Source organism: Streptomyces sp. NPDC001401 (genome assembly GCF_042895385.1).
Classification (GTDB): Bacteria; Actinomycetota; Actinomycetes; order Streptomycetales; family Streptomycetaceae; genus Streptomyces.
Genome location: NZ_JBIAWI010000018.1, coordinates 217,685 through 236,080 on the forward strand (window position 1 = coordinate 217,685; position 18,396 = coordinate 236,080).

Annotated in this window: 16 protein-coding genes and 3 pseudogenes; 6 read left to right on the forward strand and 13 right to left on the reverse strand. The window is 70.7% G+C overall.

Annotation, left to right across the window (positions count from 1 at the left end; translation table 11 throughout):
* Window positions 1-33: 33 nt before the first annotated feature.
* The 6 genes and pseudogenes from uidA to ACFY10_RS42530 all read left to right on the forward strand — a co-directional run bounded on the left by uidA (window position 34) and on the right by ACFY10_RS42530 (window position 7,156).
* Window positions 34-1,860 (forward strand): beta-glucuronidase, encoded by a 1,827-nt coding sequence (uidA, locus tag ACFY10_RS42505; RefSeq protein ID WP_390670694.1) that lies wholly within the window; start codon window positions 34-36, stop codon window positions 1,858-1,860.
* 230 nt (window positions 1,861-2,090) lie between these two features.
* The gene (locus tag ACFY10_RS42510) at window positions 2,091-2,993 is read left to right on the forward strand and encodes an SDR family NAD(P)-dependent oxidoreductase (RefSeq protein WP_390670696.1); all 903 of its coding nucleotides are present in this window, start codon (window positions 2,091-2,093) and stop codon (window positions 2,991-2,993) included.
* A gap of 145 nt (window positions 2,994-3,138) precedes the next feature.
* The gene (locus ACFY10_RS42515; protein WP_390670697.1) at window positions 3,139-4,521 is read left to right on the forward strand and encodes an MFS transporter; all 1,383 of its coding nucleotides are present in this window, start codon (window positions 3,139-3,141) and stop codon (window positions 4,519-4,521) included.
* Between the two features lie 128 nt (window positions 4,522-4,649).
* Window positions 4,650-6,416: pseudogene (locus ACFY10_RS42520) on the forward strand (family 78 glycoside hydrolase catalytic domain); the annotation flags it as partial.
* A 166-nt stretch (window positions 6,417-6,582) separates the two neighbouring features.
* A pseudogene (locus ACFY10_RS42525) lies at window positions 6,583-6,664 on the forward strand (hypothetical protein); the annotation flags it as partial.
* Window positions 6,665-6,760: 96 nt separating this feature from the next.
* Complete coding sequence (locus ACFY10_RS42530; protein ID WP_390670698.1) at window positions 6,761-7,156, forward strand: alpha-L-rhamnosidase C-terminal domain-containing protein; 396 nt, start codon at window positions 6,761-6,763, stop codon at window positions 7,154-7,156.
* 58 nt (window positions 7,157-7,214) lie between these two features.
* Here ACFY10_RS42530 and ACFY10_RS42535 read toward each other — a convergent pair.
* From ACFY10_RS42535 to ACFY10_RS42595, 13 genes and pseudogenes are all read right to left on the reverse strand, one after another.
* Window positions 7,215-7,376: pseudogene (locus ACFY10_RS42535) on the reverse strand (IS5/IS1182 family transposase); the annotation flags it as partial.
* A 166-nt stretch (window positions 7,377-7,542) separates the two neighbouring features.
* Window positions 7,543-8,226 (reverse strand): cytochrome b/b6 domain-containing protein, encoded by a 684-nt coding sequence (locus ACFY10_RS42540; protein WP_390670699.1) that lies wholly within the window; start codon window positions 8,224-8,226, stop codon window positions 7,543-7,545.
* Window positions 8,210-8,875 carry a molybdopterin-dependent oxidoreductase gene (locus ACFY10_RS42545; protein ID WP_390670723.1) on the reverse strand — a complete coding sequence of 222 codons (666 nt, stop codon included), beginning with the start codon at window positions 8,873-8,875 and terminating at the stop codon, window positions 8,210-8,212. Before ACFY10_RS42545 ends, ACFY10_RS42540 begins: the two co-directional genes overlap by 17 nt.
* A 53-nt stretch (window positions 8,876-8,928) precedes the next feature.
* Window positions 8,929-9,132, reverse strand: a complete 204-nt coding sequence (locus tag ACFY10_RS42550; RefSeq protein ID WP_316769242.1) for a hypothetical protein — start codon at window positions 9,130-9,132, stop codon at window positions 8,929-8,931.
* A 351-nt stretch (window positions 9,133-9,483) separates the two neighbouring features.
* Window positions 9,484-10,551: an acetamidase/formamidase family protein gene (locus tag ACFY10_RS42555; RefSeq protein WP_390670700.1), complete on the reverse strand. Its 1,068-nt coding sequence runs from the start codon at window positions 10,549-10,551 to the stop codon at window positions 9,484-9,486.
* A complete protein-coding gene (locus tag ACFY10_RS42560; RefSeq protein ID WP_390670701.1) occupies window positions 10,548-11,312 on the reverse strand; it encodes a cysteine hydrolase family protein in 765 nt (254 codons plus the stop codon). The genes ACFY10_RS42555 and ACFY10_RS42560 overlap by 4 nt, the downstream gene beginning before the upstream one ends.
* Window positions 11,305-12,849 (reverse strand): amidase, encoded by a 1,545-nt coding sequence (locus ACFY10_RS42565; RefSeq protein WP_390670724.1) that lies wholly within the window; start codon window positions 12,847-12,849, stop codon window positions 11,305-11,307. The genes ACFY10_RS42560 and ACFY10_RS42565 overlap by 8 nt, the downstream gene beginning before the upstream one ends.
* A gap of 2 nt (window positions 12,850-12,851) precedes the next feature.
* A complete protein-coding gene (locus tag ACFY10_RS42570) occupies window positions 12,852-13,283 on the reverse strand; it encodes a cupin domain-containing protein (protein WP_390670702.1) in 432 nt (143 codons plus the stop codon).
* Between the two features lie 29 nt (window positions 13,284-13,312).
* Complete coding sequence (locus tag ACFY10_RS42575; protein ID WP_390670703.1) at window positions 13,313-14,098, reverse strand: creatininase family protein; 786 nt, start codon at window positions 14,096-14,098, stop codon at window positions 13,313-13,315.
* Window positions 14,095-15,471: an FAD-binding oxidoreductase gene (locus tag ACFY10_RS42580; RefSeq protein ID WP_390670704.1), complete on the reverse strand. Its 1,377-nt coding sequence runs from the start codon at window positions 15,469-15,471 to the stop codon at window positions 14,095-14,097. Before ACFY10_RS42580 ends, ACFY10_RS42575 begins: the two co-directional genes overlap by 4 nt.
* Window positions 15,471-16,643 carry a hypothetical protein gene (locus tag ACFY10_RS42585; protein ID WP_390670705.1) on the reverse strand — a complete coding sequence of 391 codons (1,173 nt, stop codon included), beginning with the start codon at window positions 16,641-16,643 and terminating at the stop codon, window positions 15,471-15,473. The genes ACFY10_RS42580 and ACFY10_RS42585 overlap by 1 nt, the downstream gene beginning before the upstream one ends.
* 50 nt (window positions 16,644-16,693) lie before the next feature.
* On the reverse strand, window positions 16,694-17,569 hold the full coding sequence (locus ACFY10_RS42590; RefSeq protein ID WP_390670706.1) for an ABC transporter permease: 876 nt from the start codon (window positions 17,567-17,569) through the stop codon (window positions 16,694-16,696).
* On the reverse strand, window positions 17,566-18,366 hold the full coding sequence (locus tag ACFY10_RS42595; protein ID WP_390670707.1) for an ABC transporter ATP-binding protein: 801 nt from the start codon (window positions 18,364-18,366) through the stop codon (window positions 17,566-17,568). The genes ACFY10_RS42590 and ACFY10_RS42595 overlap by 4 nt, the downstream gene beginning before the upstream one ends.
* Window positions 18,367-18,396 lie beyond the last annotated feature (30 nt).

Here is an 18,396-nt window from a genome sequence, read left to right on the forward strand (position 1 = left end):
GGCCCCTGCCCCACAACGACGCGTAGGATCCCCATGCTCTCGCCCCGTACGACCCCCACCCGCGACCTCGTCAGCCTTGACGGCCTGTGGCGGTTCGCCCTCGACACCCGCGCCGGCTCCACTCCGTGGACGTCACGGCTCACCTCGCCCCTTGAAGCCCCCGTCCCCGCCAGCTACAACGACCTGTTCGTGGACGCGGAGATCCGTGACCACGTCGGCGTCGCCTGGTACCAGCGCGATGTGCGGGTGCCGCGCGGCTGGGCGGACGAGCGGGTGGGCCTGCACTTTGGCTCCGTCACCCACGCCGCGCAGGTCTACGTGGACGACCGGCTGGTGGCCGAACACACCGGTGGCTACACCCCGTTCGAGGCGGACCTGACCGGGATCGTCCGCCCCGGCGGCGAGTTCAGGCTGACGGTCGGCGTCGACAACCGGCTGACGAACGAGACGATCCCGCCGGGCACCGTTACCACCGGCCCGGACGGCCGCGAACGCCAGTCCTATCTGCACGACTTCTACAACTACGCGGGCATCGCGCGCCCGGTCCGCCTGTGCAGCACGCCGCTGACCTACGTCGAGGATGTCACGGTCGTCACCGGACGGGACGGCGCCGCCGGCATCGTCGAGTATCGCGTGGAGACCGCCGGCCAGGCCGCCGACGCGACAGCCGTCCGGGTGCGCGCGCTCGACGAGGCGGGCCGGACGGTGGCACAGGCACACGGACCCGAGGGCGTCCTCCGAATCGAGGACGTCACCCTCTGGCAGCCCGGCGCCGCCTACCTGTACGACCTGGTGGTGGAGCTGGTCGCCGAGGGCGGGGCCGGTGCGGAAGAACTCGTCGACAGCTACACCCAGCCCTTCGGCGTCCGCACCGTGGAGGTGCGGGGCACCGAGTTCCTCATCAACGGCGAACCGTTCTACTTCACCGGTTTCGGCAAGCACGAGGACACCGCCGTGCGAGGCAAGGGCCACGACGACGCCTACCTCGTGCACGACTTCCAGCTCCTTCGGTGGACCGGCGCCAACTCCTTCCGCACCTCGCACTACCCGTACGCGGAGGAGGTGCTCGACTTCGCCGACCGGCACGGCATCGTCGTCATCGACGAGACCGCCGCCGTCGGCCTCAACCTGGGCGTCATGGGCGGCCTCACCGGACAGGCCCCGACACCGACGTTCGCCCCGGAGAACTTCGGCGGGGCAACCCGCGACGTCCACGCCGAGCACCTGCGGGAGCTGATCGAGCGGGACAAGAACCACCCGAGCGTGGTGATGTGGTGTCTCGCCAACGAGCCGGCCTCCAACGAGGACGGTGCGCGCGAGTACTTCGAGCCGCTGGTCGAACTGGCCCGCAAGCTCGACCCGACCCGTCCCCTCACCTACGCCGCGGTCATGTTCGCCACGCCGCAGAACGACCGGATCGGCGACCTGTTCGACGTACTGAGCATCAACCGCTACTACGGCTGGTACCTCTTCACCGGCGACCTCGCCACCGCCGAGCGGGCCCTGGAGCAGGACCTCCGCGGCTGGGCCGCGCGCTTCGGCAAGCCGGTCATGATGTCCGAGTACGGCGCCGACACCCAGCCCGGCCTGCACTCCATCTGGGACACCCCGTGGAGCGAGGAGTACCAGAGTGACTTCCTCGCCACGTACCACCGCGTGTTCGACCGCATCCCCGAGTTCGTCGGCGAACACGTCTGGAACTTCGCCGACTTCCAGACCTCCGCCGGCATCCACCGCGTCGACGGCAACAAGAAGGGCGTCTTCACCCGCGACCGCAAGCCGAAGACGGCCGCGTTCGCTCTTCGTCGGCGCTGGCACGGCCTCGGCGGGCGCAAGCCCGGTCAGGCCGCGGACGACTGACGCTTCTCCCCGCACCTCCTGATCGGCCGCGAGCCTCCGAGCCGGGTTGTTGAAACGTTCCATCGGCATCTCGCCCAAGCAACTGAGAAGGGCCGCACCCCATGCCCACCACCCCTCCCTCTACCCCTCCCACGCTCACCGCCCACAGCACCATCGACGCATGGCTGACCCACCCCTAAGGCGCACCGCTCATCAAGGGGCTGCTGGACCGGGCCGGGGTTCCCCAGGAGATGCTCGCCCCCGTCCGCACGCTCCCACTCCAGCAGCTTGTCGCCGTCAGCCAAGGGCACCTGCCCCAGTCGGTCGTCGACGAACTGGTGCTGCAGGCCAACGACGGCGTCATGCCCGCCGAGGAGAGCGACCCGGGCCCGTGGACCGAGCGCATCACGCACGGACGGTTCGACGGCAGGACAGTCATCGTCACCGGCGCGGCCTCCGGCATCGGCCGGGCGACCACCTCGCGCATCGCGCGGGAAGGCGGACACGTGATCGCGGTGGACGTCTCGGCCAGGCGCCTCGAAGACTTCGCTCAGTCCCTCCCCGACGGCGCGATCGCCGCCGCCGTCGGCGACATCACCGTGCAGGACGACATCGACCGGATCGTCGACGCGGCCGACGGCCGCATCGACGCCCTCGCGAACGTGGCCGGAGTGAACGACGACTTCTCGCCGGTCCATGAGACCTCCGACGAGATCTGGGACCGCGTCATCGGCATCAACCTCACCGGCGGCTTCAAACTGTCCCGCGCGGTCCTGCCGGTCATGATGGCCGAAGGCACGGGCTCGATCGTCAACGTCGCCTCGGAAGCGTCGCTGCGCGGCAACTCCTCCGGCACCGCGTACACCGTCTCCAAACACGGTGTCATCGGCCTGACCCGGTCCGCCGCCTTCATGTACGGCCCGCACGGCATCCGAGTCAACGCGGTCACGCCCGGCGGCGTGGCGACCGGCATCCCGCTGCCCGCGCCGTTGTCGCAGACGGGTTCGGCCCGTCTCGCCCCCTTCCAGCAGGCGATTCCGAGCCTGGCCACCGCCGAGCAACTGGCGGCCTCCATCACCTTTCTCCTCAGCGACGACGGCATCAACATCAACGGCGCCGTCCTACCGTCCGACGGGGGCTGGTCGGTCCAGTAATGCCCGAACGCAGTTGCAGTCGATCGGCAAGCGGGCCTGGTGACGCGCTGCTCCCTACGCAGCCCCACCCGTTCCTCCACGAACCCCTGTGCCGTCCCCCACCAACTGCCGCGCCACCTGACACTCATGAGACGAAGGAGTCCTCATGCCTCAGAACGATCGCGACATCCGCGTGGCCGGGCTCCCGCCGACCGAGGCAGCGAGGAGTGATGGTGAGGAGCCGACAGGGTCGGAAACGAGCGGCGGTGTGGCGCCGGCCGAGAAGTCCGCCCCCGAGATCGAGGCCCCGCCGCTGGAGAGGATCGGCGCCGCCTACCTCACCTGGATGATGATCGCCAACTTCGGGGCCTCGCTGGCACTGATGGTCCCGCTGTCCTACTCACTGGCCGTGCGGATCTCCGACCTCGCCCCCGGACACGAGGAGCTGCTCGGATACGCCACCGGGGCCGCCCAGCTCGTCTACCTGATCCTCAGCCCTCTGATCGGCTTCTGGAGCGACCGGACGCGCTCCCGTCTCGGCCGCCGGACACCGTTCATGATCGCCGGGACGGTCCTCGGAGTCGTCGCGCTCTTCGGGATCGCCGCCGCACCCAGCGTCTTCCTGGTGGGCCTGGCGTGGGTCGTCGGCATGGTCGGCTGGTCCACGGCCGGGCAGGCCATCCAGAACGTCCAGGCCGATCGCGTGCCCGAAGAGCAACGCGGCCGCGTCTCGGCACTGACCAGCGTCACGAGCCAGGTCGCACCGGTTGTCGGCATCGGCGTCGCGTACGCGGTGGCTTCCAGCACCCTCCTGGTGTTCCTGGTCCCGGGCGTTCTCGGTGCCGCCTTGCTGCTGCTGTCCCCCGTCTTCAAGCCGGAAGGGGACTCCCGTGAACTCGTCCACACCAGCGAGGTGACCCTCAAGGGCCTGGTCTCCAGCTACGGGTTCAATCCTCGGAAGTACCCCGACTTCGGTTGGAACTGGCTCGGCCGCTTCGTCTTCTTCATGGGTCTGTACTTCAACACCACCTTCGGCACCTTCTTCTACGCCCAGCGGCTCGACCTGCCCGTCAAGGAGGTCGCCGGCGTCGTGGCGACGATCGGGACCGTCGGCGTGCTGGCGGCGGCGGGCGGCGCCATCGGAGGCGGCTTCCTCTCCGACAAGCTCGGCCGGCGCAAGCTGTTCACCCTGATCGGCTCCGCCGTCTTCGTCGCCGGGGCCGTCACCGAGGCGTTCGCCCACTCGATGCCCCAACTCGTCGTCGGCGCCGCACAGATGCAGCTCGCCATCGCGGTGTTCGCCGCCGTCGACCAGGCGATCGTCTTCGCCGTCCTCCCTGACCGGGCCCAGGCCGGCCGCTACCTCGCGGTCGTCGCCTTCGCGCAGAAGATCCCCAGCGCCATCGCCCCGCTGATCGCCCCGCTCATCATCACCATCGGCGTCACGAACGGCGGCGACAAGAACTACACACAGCTCTACCTGATCGGCGCGGTCCTCGCCCTGGTCGGCGGCCTGATCATCAAATTCAGGGTCAAGTCGGTCCGGTAGCGGGACGCGTCGGCACGGGACGACAGCCTGCGCCAGTCGACCACACCGCCGCAGGCCCTCGCCCTACGCGCGAGGGGACAACGCCGTGGGAAACAACAGGGCTCATCGAACTTCCGAGAAAGCGGAGCATGAAGAACGCACCCTATGACCTGCGCATCGATTACGGCGGTGACCAGTTCACCGTGTCGGGCCCAACACCCCGCCTGTCGTGGAAGCCACCGTCAGACGCCGCACACCTCGCGGGATACGAACTGGAATGCGCCGTCGACGGCGAGGCGCAGCCCGTGGTGCAGATCGCGCCCGGCCTGTACCGGTTCCTCCCCTGGCCCTGGGCGGCGCTGCGCAGCGGCCGGCAGGTGGCCTGGCGGGTCAGGGCCGGGTATGCCGAGGGCCCGTCGCCGTGGTCGGAGTGGAGCACCTTCGAGGTCGGCCTCCTCGACGAGGACTGGCAGGCGCGCTGGATAACACCGGCCGAATCCGTCGATCCCGGCTACGGCAAGCGCCCGGCCCACATTCTGACGACGTGGTTCGAGGCGCGGGCCGGGGTGCGCTCGGCGCGACTGTACGCGACGGCGCTCGGCGTGTACGAGGCATACGTGAACGGCGAGCGGGTCGGCACCGCCGAACTGTCGCCCGGGTCCACCTCCTACGACCGCACGCTCCACGCCCAGGCATCGGACGTCACGGCCGCCGTCGAGGCGGGCGACAACCTGCTCGAGATCGTCCTCTCCGACGGCTGGTACCGGGGCCAGTTCGGCGCGTTCCGTCTGCCGGCCGGCTGGGGGACGGTGCTCGGCGCACGCGCCGAACTGCACATCGTGTACGAGGACGGTTCGCGCCAGGTCGTGCGCAGCGACGAGACCTGGACGAGCACCCGGTCGGCCATCACCCGAGCCGACCTGATGGACGGGCAGACCACCGACTTCCGCATCGAGCCGGGCGCCGCACGACCGGTCCTCGTCGACCAGGTGGAGGCCCCCGCGATCGACTGGTCACCCGCGCCTCCCGTACGCGTCGTCGCATCCCGCCCGCCGCGATCCGTCGCACAGCTGGATGACGGGCTCTGGATCGCCGACTTCGGTCAGAACGCCTCCGGCTGGATCAGCCTGGACGACCTCGGCCCGGCCGGCACCCGCACCGTCATCGACTACGGCGAACACGTCGGCGTCGACGGCGACCTGACGACCGCCCACCTGGACTCCTCCCGTCCCGGCGAGGAGCCGATCCTCTTCCCGCAGCGCGACGAGGCCGTCGCCGCGGGCCGAGGCGAGACGTTCGAGCCACGCCACACCGTGCACGGTTTCCGGTACGCGCGCATCCGCCGCGACGGCGCCGCGCTCGACCGCGCGAGCATCACGATGTGCGTCGTCCACACCGACCTGCGCCGCACCGGCACCTTCGCGTGCAGCGACGACGACCTCAACCGCCTGCACGAGATCGCCGACTGGAGCTTCCGCGGCAACGCCGTCGACGTGCCCACGGACTGCCCGACCCGCGAACGACTCGCCTGGACCGGCGACTACCAGGTCTTCGCCCCGACCGCCACACGCCTGTACGACGTCCACGGCTTCAGCCGCAAATGGCTCCGCTCGGTCCGCGACGACCAGCTGCCCGACGGCCGGATCGCCAACTTCTCGCCCGACGGCCGCCGCATCAAGCACCACCTCGACGACCAGTTCGCCAAGATGACCGGTTCGGCGGGCTGGGGCGACGCGATCGTCGCCGTCCCCTGGGAGCTGTACCGGTCCTACGGCGACCGTGAGGTCCTCGCCGAGAACTGGGAGGCGATGGTCCGCTGGGTCGAATGGGCGCTGCAGACCGCCCGCACCGCCCGCCACCCGTCCCGGATCGAGCGCTCGGCCGAGCCACTGCCGCACGAGCGGTACCTCTGGGACGGTTCCTTCCACTGGGGCGAGTGGACCGAGCCGAAGGAGAAGGCGGCCGACGGCACCCGCATCGACCCGGTCCAGACCGACCCGATCGCCTGGTTCATGGCCGACAAGGGCGAGGTCGGCACGGCCTTCCTGTACCGCTCGACGTCCACCGGCCGACGTCGCAAGGGTGCTGGGCCGCACCGAGGACGCAGCCCGCTACTCCGAGACCGCCGAGCGCGTCCGCGACGCCTGGCGCACCGAGTTCCTCACCCCCGACGGACACACCACCGCCGACACCCAGGCCGCATACGTACGCGCGCTCTCCTTCGCTGCTCTTCCGGCGCACCGCACCGTCCTGGCGGTACATGCTCGACCGCGGCGCGACGACCATCTGGGAGGACTGGGAGGGCATCGACGAGAACGGAGACGCCCACGACTCCCTGAACCATTACAGCAAGGGCGCCGTGATCCGCTTCCTGCACACCCACACGCTCGGGCTGCGACAGACACCGGGGTCGGTCGCCTGGGAGTCCTTCGAGGTCGCGCCCGTCCCCCACCCGTCACTGACGTGGGCCCGGGGCACGCACGAGTCCCCACAGGGCACGATCACCGTCGAGTGGCGGACGACCGGCGACGAGCTGACCATCACCGTCGACGTGCCGCCGGCCACCACCGCACGGGTCGTCTTCCCCGACGGCACGACCGAGACCGCCACGGCAGGCACCTTCCGTGCCACCCGCCGTATGCCGAAAAGGCGTTGAGAGGTCGTTTACCCCCGATGTTTCATCCCTTAATTGGTTTTTTATCCCGTGTTGTCGGGGGCAAGGTCTCGTAGTCGCGCGCCAGGCGGCGGTGGAACATCAGCGAGGTCCGCTCAACTGTCCAGCGCTTGGGCAGCGGAGTGAATCCCTTGGTCCCGGCGGTTCGTTGGACCATTTCCATGTCGATGCCGAGAGTGGCTGCGTGCTCAACAAGGTGCTGGCCGGATGAACGCGCTCTGGAACCGCGATGCGCCGTGCCGCCGGCCACTGCGGCGACCGTGACGACGCCGCCGAGTTGCCGCCGCTGCTCGGCGTGGGCCGTTCTGTCGAGCGGGCGGGACCGGTCCGCCGCAGCAGGCCGGTCGCTCCGGCAACCGTGTCCCCTCTCAGTCGAGGGGACCGACATCGTGTTCGGCATCTGTGCGGACAGATTGCGCGGCCGGCGTGGGCTGGTGCCCGCCGGGCTGTTCGCCTTCCCACAGGGGGTGATGGCGCCTGGCCCAGGAGCGGGACACCAGGCCGGTGCGCAGGCCGGTGCGCGCTTCGGGATCCTGGGACGCCATCCAGATATGACCGCAGACCAGGGCACCGATGAGCAGGGCCAGCCAGTCGTGGACGAACGTCGCTCCCGTGCGCAGGAACAGCGGGGTGAGACGCGGGAACCACATGATGAGGCCGGTGCCGATCATCACCAGCACGGCTCCGGAGATCACTGCCGCGTACAGCTTCTGACCCGCGTTGAACTTCCCCGACCGGTGAGGACGCCGGCGCAGCGTCGCCCGCAGCCAGCCGCGGTCGTGCGGGCCGAACCGGTTGAGGCGGACGAGGTCGGCGCGGAAGGCCCGGGAAACCAGCCCGGCCAGCAGCGGGACGGGCATGGTGACCCCCGCCCACTCGTGCACGGTCACCAGCAGGCTTCGCCGGCCGATGAGCTCCGCCAGTGCGGGCAGATAGAGGAAGGCGGCGGTGACCAGGGCGGTGCCCATCAGCGCGGCCGTGGTGCGGTGGATCCAGCGCTCGGCGGCGGTGAAGCGCCGTATCAGCTCGGACGGTTCAGCCGGTCGAGTCATCGTCGCGTCCGTTCGACCTGCCGACCCACGCGTCGATGTCGTAGCCGCGCGGCTCCCAGTAGCCGGGTATGACCCGGTCGGTGACCGTGATCCCGGCGAGCCACTTGGCCGACTTGTAGAAGTACATCGGCGCGGCATACAGCCGTACGGGACCGCCGTGCGCGGCGGCGACCGGCCTGTCCTGCATCTCGTAGGCGACGAGCATGTCGGGGCGCCGCGCCTGCTCCAGGGTGAGGCTTTCGGTGTACACCCCGTCGAAGCAGGTGAAGTGCACGGCTCTGGCCTCCGGTTTCACCCCGGCCGTCGCCAGCAGGTGGGACAGCCGTACCCCGGCGAAAGGCGTCTGCGGCACCCGCCAGCCGGTGACGCACTGGACGTCCCGGACCAGGCGGGTGCGCGGCATGGCCTTCAAGTGCTCCAGTGTGTACGTCGTCGGGCGGTCGACGAGGCCGTTCACCGTGAGCCGGTAGTCGGCGGAAGAGCGACGCGGGATGCTGTCGGCCACGGAGTAGAAGCGGAAACCCCCGCCGCCCGGTAGCAGCCCGGTCAGACCGGTGGGGTCCTTGCTGCTCACGGTGGCCAGCAGGCCGTCCATCACGTCCTGAAGACGCCCGCCGGCTGGCACCGCTATGGCGCCGAGTCCGAGGATGCCGAGGATGACCCGTCGCCCGACCGGCCTGCCCTCGCGGTCCGCGTTCTCGGTCAAGCCCTCTCTCCCGCCCGCAGCTTCCTGACTCCGCCGACGAGCAGGATCGCGCCGACGACGGCCACGAACACCCCGATCACCAGCCACTGTGCCTGCCCCGACATGCCGCTGCCGCCGACCGCCCCGGATCCCTGCAAGCTCCACACCACGCCGAAGAAGAGCAGCAGAACCCCGACGACCAACCGTATCCAGATCTTCATACCGTGCTCCCAGGAAGCTGTCGAAGACTCACGCGGGTCAGTACGCCGGGCCCGACTCCGCCGGCGCCGGGCCGGTGTGTCCGGCGCGTGGGCCGTGCGGACGTTGATCATCCGCTCGGAGTCACGCTATACCCGAAGACAGAGCTCAATAAGTACAACGCTCAACTTCATGCGCCAAACTCACCGGTAGCAACGGTCTGCCCTCATGGATGTGCCCAGCGACGCGATCGCGGCCATGCGTAGCGGCCGCGCGCAGTCCGCCCGCGTCGAGCACCACGGCCCGTTGGGCGAGCGCCTGCCCACCGTTGGTTCGCCCTGCTCAGCCCGGGTCAGCCCTCGGACCAAAACGGTTCAGCACATCAGGTCCGCCTTGGCGATGCGGCCGTGGACGCCCTTGACGATGTCCACCACCTGGGAGACGTGGAAGTCGGCGGCCGCGCTGAGGTAGGCCAGGCCGACGGGGCCGGGCACGGCGAACCGGTCTGTGAGGAGGGTGAGTGCGTCGCGTACGGCGTTGCGCAGGGCCTCGTCGAGGTCACGGTCGAGGCCCAGCACGATGTGCTCGCACGGCGTTTCCGCGAAGGGTGCGCGCAGCCGGGCGGCCAGAGAGCGGGTGGCCGGGTCCGTGTGGACGGTGAGGCGGAGGGTGGCGCGCAGGGGGGCCTCGAAGGCGGTGAGGGCGACTTCGCCGTCGCCCTGGGAGAAGTGCGGGTCGCCGACGTAGAAGAGGGCCTCGGGGACCTGGACGGGGAGGAAGAGCCGGGCGCCGGTGCCGAGGTGGCGGACATCGATGTTCCCGCCGTGCGGGCCGGGCGGGACGGAGTGGACGGGGGATTCGGTGGCCGGGGCGACGCCCATGATGCCGAGGAAGGGGCGGAGGGGGAAGCCGAGTTGGCGGCCGTCACCGACCGGGAGCCGGCCCCGGCCGTCGTCTGAGACGGTCGCGACCAGGCTCACCGGCTCGCCCGGGGGTGTCTGCGGGTATTCGCCGGGCAGGGCCCCCTTGCCGTGCCGGTTGCTGATCACCCCGTAGGAAGCGCGGCGGAGCAGGGTCAGGACCTCGACCTCCAGCACGTCGCCGGGCCGTGCGCCGTGCAGTGCCACGGGTCCGGTGACGACGTGCGGGCCGTGCGTCTGCGGCAGGTGTTCGCGTGCGGAGGCGGCCAGTTCGACGGCGTCGTGCAGCAGGCCGTTCGCAGCGATGCCGGCCGCCCCGAAGAAGGCGGCCGGGTCGCGGCCCTGGTCTTCGAGGATGCCCTCGTGGCTGATGGTGTCGAAGGTGACGGTCTCGCCCGAGCGGACGGTCAGCACCGGTTTCGCGGTGGCGTTGGGCAGCAGACCCCAGTGCACGCGGGCCGGGTCGGCGGGGAGGTAGTGGTCGCCGTCCAGGGGGCCGAGTCCGGGTTGGAGGAGGTTCACTTCAGGGCCTCCAGCAGGGCCTCGGAGCCGAGGGTGAACCCGAAGCACTGGCGGACGTTGTAGAGGGTGGCGTCCATGCAGTACGCGGGCGAGGTGGTGGCCACCGCGTCCTCCACCATGACGACGTCGTAGCCGAGGTTCGCGGCGTCCATGAGGGTGGCCAGGACGCACTGGTCGGCGTTGACGCCGGCGAACAGCAGGGTGTCGACCCGCAGGTTGCGCAGCACGCTGTCCAGCTCGGTGTCCTGGAAGCCGCTCATCCGGTACTTGGCGACGTGGAGGTCGCCGTCAGCGGTCTCCAGCTCGGCGACGATCCCGGCCGAGGGGCTGCCCCGCTCCAGTACCCGGCCGCCCGGGAGCGGGGCGCCGATGCCGCCGCCGGTGCCGTCCGGGTCGTAGACGTGCACAACGCCGGGCGGGAGGTTGGCCCGGTCGGGGCGGTTGCCCCAGTTGAGCCAGATGACGGGGACGCCGGCGGCGCGCAGCGGGGGCAGCAGGCCAGCGATGACGGGGATGGGGGCACGCGCGGGGGTTACGTCCACGCCGATGGAGGCGAGCCAGCCGTCGGGCGAGCAGAAGTCGTTCTGCATGTCGACGACGATCAGCGCGGTCGCGGCGAGGTCGGCGGTCACGGTCTGCGGGAGTGCCTCGACGGTGACCGGGTGCGGGTCGCGGTGGGGGCGGGCCAGAACGACGGTTTTGCCGTTCGCCCGCCAGGCGTTGCGGGGGTTGGGCCCGATCAGGCCGTGGGCCTCAGGCATGCGCGGGGTTCCTCGAATCGGTGATGAAGTCCAGCAGGGCTCGGTCGGTGCCGCGGGCGCCCAGCGCGCACAGGCCCACGGGCAGCGAGCGCACCCGCAGCAGCGGGGCGCCGACCGCCGGGAGCCCGGCCAGGGAGGCGAGGCAGGTCAGGCGGAGGGTGGCGGCACGGACGGCCTCCACCTCCTCGGGCGGCGCGTCGGCGAGCGGGGCGGGACCACTCGTGGCGGGCAGCAACAGGGCGGTCCCGGGCGGAAGTACGGCGTCCAGCGCCTTCCGCCCGTCGGACAGAACCTGTTCCGCCTGCGCCCGCTCGGCCGCGCTCACCCGGCGTCCGTTCTCGAAGCGCGCCGCGACGTCCGGGGCGAGCACGCCCGGGTGACGGGTGATCCACGCGCCATGCTGCTCCCAGGCTTCAGCGGACTGGACGGTGCGGAAGGCGGCGAACCACTCCTGAAGGTGTTCGGCGGCTCCGGTGCGGGCATGCGCCAGGGGCAGCGCCGTACGCAGGGTCAGTGCACGGCAGGCGGCCTCGAAGGAGGCGCGGACCTCGGGTTCGGCGAGCGACACCAGTTCCTCGTCCACGATGCAATCGGTGATCGGTACGGTGGTGTCGCCCGGCGTCAGCAGCGCCTCGGCCGCCGTCCGCAGCAGGACGGGGTCGCGGGCCAGGAGCCCGGCGGTGTCGAAGGAGGGCGCCAGCGCCAGCAGGCCGCCGTTGGGGGTGGCGCCGTGGGTGGGCCGCCAGCCGTACAGGCCGCAGTAGGAGGCGGGCACGCGGATCGAGCCTGCGGTGTCGGTGGCCAGCCCCAGGTCCGCCCAGCCGCGGGCCACGGCTGCGGCCGGGCCGCTGCTGGAGCCGCCGGTGATCCGGCCGGGTGCGGCTGGGTTGGCAGGGGTGCCGTAGTGCGGGTTGGTGCCGGCGAGGCTGAAGGCGAGTTCGTCGGTCTGGGCGATGCCGGTGAGTTCGGCGCCGGCGTCGAGCAACTGCCGTACGGCGTCCGCATGTTGGGGCTCCGTGCGGGCCTCGGCCAGCCACGCCGGGTTGCCCGCGCCCACCCGCTGTCCCGCGACGGCGAACAGGTCCTTCACGGCGGTGCGGACCTGCGCCAGCGGGCCCTGTCCGGTGGAGGCCACCAGGGGCCCGGCCACCCGCCACACCGCCGGGTCGGGGCGGTCGTCCGCCACAGTTGCAGGCGCGGCTACGGCACTCACGTGCGCGGCGGCGATCCGCCACCCGGCGTCGGTGTGCTGCCACACCTGCGTCTGGAGCCCGCGCGTGCCGTCCTGCCGCCGTGTCTCGGCAGTCACGACCGCGACCCCCGCCGCCGGACGGACCACGTGCACCCGCTCGACCACCCGAGCGGGAGCCCCGCCCCTCCCCCGACGGAAGTCGGCGATGGCGGTGTGGCCCACCAGGACGTTGTCGCCCTCGGCGCGCAGGGTGTCGGGCGCGTCGAGGAACCAGTGGTCCAGCCCGGTCAAGTCGTTGGCGGCGAGCGCCTGTTCGTAGGCCCAGAAGGCGGCGAGGAGATCCATGCTCACGGCGTTCCCGCTCGCAGGACGGCCAGATCCTGCTCGTCCAGGGCGGTGACCGGTCCACGCTCGATGAGATCCGCGAAGCCCTCGTCGGGGGCCATCACGGTGAGGGTGTAGAGGCGTTCGGTGGCGGACGTGTTCACGATGCGGTGCTTGGAGCCGACGGGCAGGACCAGGACGTCGCCGGGGGCGAGGTCGCGCTCGTGCTCGTCGCTGGCGGCACGTCCGTGGCCGGCGAGGACGACGAACGTCTCGACGGACTCGGGGTGCCAGTTCAGGGGCTGGGCGCCGCCCGGTTCCCAGACCTCGAAGACGACCGTGGTGGGCGAGCCGTCCCGGGGTCCGGTGAGCACGGCGAGCTTGACGGTGTCGCCGGCGGTGATGTGATGCGCGGTGATGTCACGCAGCGGGGTGTGCAGCGGGGCGTCGGTCATGGCGGGATCCCTGGAAAGTCAAGAGCGGTCTAGGAGGTCAAGGGACGGTCGGGCAGGAAGCGCGCGCATTCGCGCAACGCGGCGGCGGCCGCGGAGACGGAGGCGTCGACGAGCTTGCGGCCGAGTTCGGGCGTGGCTCCCGTGGGATCGCCGATGAGACCGTTGCCGGTGGCGAAGTCGTCGCTGGTCCAGCCGAAGGAGACCGGCTTGCCGAAGCCGATGTGCTCGTACGAGGTGAGGTGTTCGGGGACGCTGCGGCGCGCCTGTGTCATGTCCACCAGGTCCGGATGGAGGTGGAGCATGGCGGCGGTTTCCTTGAGTCCACCGTGCACGCCCATGCCGAACTCCGCGGCCGGGGACGTGCCGCCCTGGTCGGCGGGGAGGGAGGCGTGCAGGAGGAAGGTGCGCAGGCCGTGGCGGGTGCGCAGTTCGCGCAGGGCGACGCCGAGCAGGGCGCTGTTGCCGCCGTGCGCGTTGAGGAAGGCCAGCCGCCGGATGGGCCCTGCGGCCAGGGAGCGGCCGAGGTCGTCGAGGACGGACAGCAGGGTGTGGGCGCTGAGCCACAGCGTGCCCGCGGACCAGGCGTGTTCGTCGGACTTGGTGTAGGCGAGGCCCGGCAGCAGCGTGATGTCGCAGCTCTCCCCCGCGAGCCGGGCAGCTCCCTCGGCGACGGCTTCGGCCATGTAGTAGTCGGTGGCGACGGGCAGATGGGGCCCGTGCTGCTCGATCGCGCCGACCGGCAGCACGGCGACGGTGTCCTCGCCGAACCGCTCGATCTCCGGGCCGCTGAGGTCGATGAACCGGGTGAAGGTCACGGCGTCTCCTGCGAAGTGGCGGGAATCTTGCCGGGGTTGAGCAGGCCGAGCGGGTCGGCGGTGCGGGCCGTCTCCCGTACGAGGTCGAGGCGGCGGTCGACGTACCAGTTGTGCGGGCTGTGCACGCGGACGCCCAGGGCTTCCAGGGCGGCTGTGCCGGCGTACACGGTCTGTTCGTCCTGGTAGCGGGCCATGAGCATGCCGACCGTGCCGGAGCGCATGCCCTCCAGGTGGAGCAGGGTGTCCGGGAAGACCTTCCGGATCTCGGTGGTGTCGCCGAGCAGGACGTCGCCGCCGATCTCCAGGTGGAACCAGCCGTCCTCGGCCTTCATCAGGTGGTAGGTGGGGTGGTTGAACGACATGGAGCTGATCAGCGCGGGGCCGTCCGGTGCGGGCCGGATGTCGAGGACACTGCCGCCGTGCGACCGGACGATCGCCCGTGCCTGGTCGACCGCCTCCTCCTCGATGATCGCGCGCACACTCAGGGCCGTGGGGTCCAGCGCCGGGTCGGGCCGGTAGACCCCCACGAGGCCGGCCTCGTCCAGTGAGGCCAGGCGCGGTGCCGGTTCGAGGCGTACGAGCGCCGACAGCGCGGCGGTGGCGGACGCCCAGTCGGCGAAGGCCGCGAACAGGCCCGTCCAGGTGCGGGCCCGCTGGAGCCGTACGGTCGCGGTGGCGATGATCCCGGTGGTGCCGTAGGCGTGGATGTAGGGCAGTGCCTCCGCGTCCCGGACGGTGAAGGGCTCGGCGTCCGCCGTGCAGGGCACGACCGTCAACTCCTGCACGAAACCGTCGCTGTTGGTCTTGTGCACGAGGGACCCGGTGCCGCCGCTTCCGCCGGAGAGGAAGCCGCCGACCGTGGTGCCGAAGGTGGACGGGAACATCCACAGCTCCTGGCCGAGGGTGCGGGCGTGGCCTTCGAGGTCGGACATCTTCGCCCCGGCCTCGGCGCGGATCCAGCCGTCGCCGGCATCGAGGATCCGGCCGCAGCCGGTGAGGTCGAGGACTGCGCCGTCGTACAGGGGGATCGCCTGGCCGTAGTTGCCGGTGCCCTTGCCGCGCGGGGTGAGGGGGATGCGGTGGCGGTGGGCCAGGGCCAGGATGCCCGGGATCTGCTCGTGGGAGGTGGGGCGCAGGACGACCTCGGCGTGTCCGGCGGGAAGTCGCGTGGACAGGATGGGCGACATGTGCGCCCAGTCGCAGGAGGCCTTCTCCCGTGCTACCGGGTCGCGGATCACCCCGTCGGTGCCGAGGAGTTCGGTGGCCTCGGCGCAGAACTCCTCGATCCCGGGCGTGGGCCGGCGTTCCGTCATGCCCGGAGCCCGTCCGTCGTCGACGAGTTCGGTGAGTGCGGTCAGGTTTCCGGTGCTCATCACTTCAGTCCGATCGAGGGGTCGATGAACTCGTCGGTCGCCAGGTCCTGCGCGGTCAGTCCCGCCTTGACCTTGGCGCCGCTCTGCTCGACGAGGGGGGTGAAGGTCTTCAGGGCGGAGGCGACGCGCTTCGTGTCGAAGCTCCCGACGCTTCCGTCGGCCTCGTTGCCGAGGATGCCGAGCTTGACCATCTGCTTCGCGGCGAAGGTGCCGGTGCCCTCGGAGTAGACCCAGCCGGTGTTGTACTGCTGCACCAGGTCGGCGATGAGCTTGACCGTCTCCGACGGCTTGGCCGCGTAGTCGGCGGCCGACTGCTGCAGGACGGGAACGAGCTTCTTCAGGCAGGGGCTGAGCGACTTCAGCTCGCCACTGCGCACCGAGAGGGCTTCCGGATAGACGTTGTAGCCGACGTCCGCGAGCAGCTGGTACTTGATCGGCTTCTTCCAGGCCGACACCTCGTGCTGGTAGATGTACGGCTCGGCGGTGGCGAAGCCCTGCTGGGCGATGCCGGGGTTGGACACGAAGCGGGCGGGCGCGCCGTCGTAACTGCCGTCCAGCTGGCTCTTCTTGATGAGGCCCTTGTCGACCAGCATGGTGGCGTAGGTGCTGCCGTCCACGTAGACGACCTTCGCGTTCGACTTTCCGATGTCCGCGATCGTCTTCCAGTCGGGGTGGGTGGCGGGGTCCCACATCAGGACCTGCGGGCTCTTCTTCATCAGTGCCGCGACGGCCGTGACCGGCTGCTTGGCGGACGCCGTGATCGCCACGTCGGTGGTGACCGTGCCGAGGGTGATGCTCTTGTCGACGTACATCTGCGAGGGGACGGTCTGGTAGCCGATGGCGGAGCCGCCGGCCCGGATCTGGATGTCGACGCCGGTGTCCTTTCCGCCGATGACCAGCGGTCCGGTGATGCGCTTCTTGTTGGTGTCGACGGTGTAGCCGGGGCCGACGAGGTTGTAGAGGGGGCCGTGTTCGGCCTCGGGCTCCCAGTCGACCTGGACGACGACCGTCTTGGGGCAGACGCCGGCCAGGTTCTGCGCGGCGGGAGCCGCCTGGAGCTTGCCGGCGGAGCCGGTGGAGGCCGTGGAGCCACCGCCGCAGGCGGTGACCGATACCAGGGCGATTGCGGAGGAAACGCCCGCGATGGCGGCGCGTCTGGCGGAAGAGGGCATGACTGAACTCCCTGAGGGACGGGTGAGGAGGAGGGAGAGGCGGGAGCGGGCTACGGCCGGTCGGCCGAGGCGTGCCAGGAGCCCACGGCGAGCCGGGCTACGAGGGTGAAAGCGGCGAAGACCGCGACGCCGAAGAGCGAGGCGAGGATGATCGCGGCGAACAGGTCCTCGGACTGCAACCGGGAGCGGTAGACGTCGAGCAGGGTCCCGATGCCGGGTTCGCCCTGCTTGAAGAACATGTCACCGACGATCGCGCCGATCACGGACAGGCCGGAGGAGGTGCGCAGACCGGTGAAGACCGAGGGGAGGGCGGCGGGCAGTTCGAGCTTGCGCAGCCGGGCGCAGCGGCTCGCCCGCTGGAGGGTGAACAGGTCGTGGTGGGCGCGGTCGACCGACTGGATGCCGAACAAGGTGTTGGCGATCATCGGGAAGAGGGCGATCAGGACACAGACGACCACCCGGCTGGTGAAGCCGAAGCCGAACCAGAGGCCGATCAGCGGCACGATCGCGAGGATCGGCACGGTCTGCAGAACGACCGCGTACGGGTACAGGGAGCGCTCCAGCCAGCGGGCCCTGCTCATCAGCACCGCCGCCGTCACCCCCAGCGCGGAGGCGATGAGCAGCCCGACGAGCGCGACCTGCGCCGTGAGCCACAGGGCCTGGAGCATCGGCTGCAGATGGGTCCAGTCGAGGAAGGACACGGTCAGCACCTGCTGCGGGGGCGGGACGAGGAAGCGCCGGGCGGGGCTGAGCAGCAGATAGCTCACGGCGAACCAGACGCCGATGGCCGCGCCGAGCGACCCGAGCGGCGCGAGCAGGGCGGCGGGCCGGATCCGGCGCCGAGGTCCACCCGCACGGGGCTCGGCCTTCACGGGGCCCGTTGCCGGCACGGCCTCTTCTATCAGGGCGGTGATGTCGGCGCTCATTGGAGACCTCCTCGCAGCGCTGCCGAGACCTCGCCGGCGATCCGGCCGAACTCGGGGTCGTAGCGCAGCTCGGCCGGGCGGGGATGGGGGAAGGGGACGTCGAAGGAGGCGGTGATCCGCCCGGGGCGCGCCGACATCACGACGACCCGGCCGGCCAGGAAGACGGCCTCGGTCACCGAGTGGGTGATGAACAGGGCGGCGAAGCCGGTCTCGGCGTAGATGCGCTGGAGTTCCTCCTGCATGCGCAGGCGGGTCATCTCGTCGAGGGCGCCGAACGGTTCGTCGAGGAGGAACAGCGAGGGCCGGGCCATGAGGGCGCGGGCCAGGGACACGCGCATCCGCATGCCTCCGGACAACTGCCCCGGCAACTGCTTCTCGAAGCCCTCCAGGCCCACCAGCCGAAGGGCGTCCAGCGCCCGCTCGCGCCGTTCGGTCTTCGGGGTCCCGGTGAGTTCGGCGTGGAGCTCGACATTGGCGAGGACGGTGCGCCAGGGCAGCAGGGTCGGGTCCTGGAACACATAGCCGACCGAGTCGGTGGGGGCCTGGACCGTGCCGCCGGAAGCGGTGTCCAGGCCGGAGGCGAGGCGGAGCAGGGTGGACTTGCCGCAGCCCGAGGGGCCGACGACGGCAACGAACTCACCTGGGGCGATGGAGAGTTCGAGGCCGGTCAGGGCGGTGGTTCCGTTGGCGAAGTGTTTGTCGACGCTCTCGAATCGCAGCGTCGCGTCGAGCGTCTCTTCGGCGATGGTCGGCACATCAGCTCCCTTCAGCGCCACAGTGCGGAATGTTGATAGCATGAACATCGATTGTTTCCGGCCAGTGTCATG

What these genes read in the sequence shown, in the direction of transcription:
- uidA (WP_390670694.1), top strand. Translation starts at nt 34, where the DNA reads ATGCTCTCGCCCCGTACGACCCCCACCCGCGACCTCGTCAGCCTTGAC.
- ACFY10_RS42510 (WP_390670696.1), top strand. Translation starts at nt 2,091, where the DNA reads ATGCTCGCCCCCGTCCGCACGCTCCCACTCCAGCAGCTTGTCGCCGTC.
- ACFY10_RS42515 (WP_390670697.1), top strand. Translation starts at nt 3,139, where the DNA reads ATGCCTCAGAACGATCGCGACATCCGCGTGGCCGGGCTCCCGCCGACC.
- ACFY10_RS42530 (WP_390670698.1), top strand. Translation starts at nt 6,761, where the DNA reads ATGCTCGACCGCGGCGCGACGACCATCTGGGAGGACTGGGAGGGCATC.
- ACFY10_RS42540 (WP_390670699.1), bottom strand. Translation starts at nt 8,226, where the DNA reads ATGACTCGACCGGCTGAACCGTCCGAGCTGATACGGCGCTTCACCGCC.
- ACFY10_RS42550 (WP_316769242.1), bottom strand. Translation starts at nt 9,132, where the DNA reads ATGAAGATCTGGATACGGTTGGTCGTCGGGGTTCTGCTGCTCTTCTTC.
- ACFY10_RS42560 (WP_390670701.1), bottom strand. Translation starts at nt 11,312, where the DNA reads ATGCCTGAGGCCCACGGCCTGATCGGGCCCAACCCCCGCAACGCCTGG.
- ACFY10_RS42565 (WP_390670724.1), bottom strand. Translation starts at nt 12,849, where the DNA reads ATGGATCTCCTCGCCGCCTTCTGGGCCTACGAACAGGCGCTCGCCGCC.
- ACFY10_RS42570 (WP_390670702.1), bottom strand. Translation starts at nt 13,283, where the DNA reads ATGACCGACGCCCCGCTGCACACCCCGCTGCGTGACATCACCGCGCAT.
- ACFY10_RS42580 (WP_390670704.1), bottom strand. Translation starts at nt 15,471, where the DNA reads ATGAGCACCGGAAACCTGACCGCACTCACCGAACTCGTCGACGACGGA.
- ACFY10_RS42585 (WP_390670705.1), bottom strand. Translation starts at nt 16,643, where the DNA reads ATGCCCTCTTCCGCCAGACGCGCCGCCATCGCGGGCGTTTCCTCCGCA.
- ACFY10_RS42590 (WP_390670706.1), bottom strand. Translation starts at nt 17,569, where the DNA reads ATGAGCGCCGACATCACCGCCCTGATAGAAGAGGCCGTGCCGGCAACG.
- ACFY10_RS42595 (WP_390670707.1), bottom strand. Translation starts at nt 18,366, where the DNA reads ATGCTATCAACATTCCGCACTGTGGCGCTGAAGGGAGCTGATGTGCCG.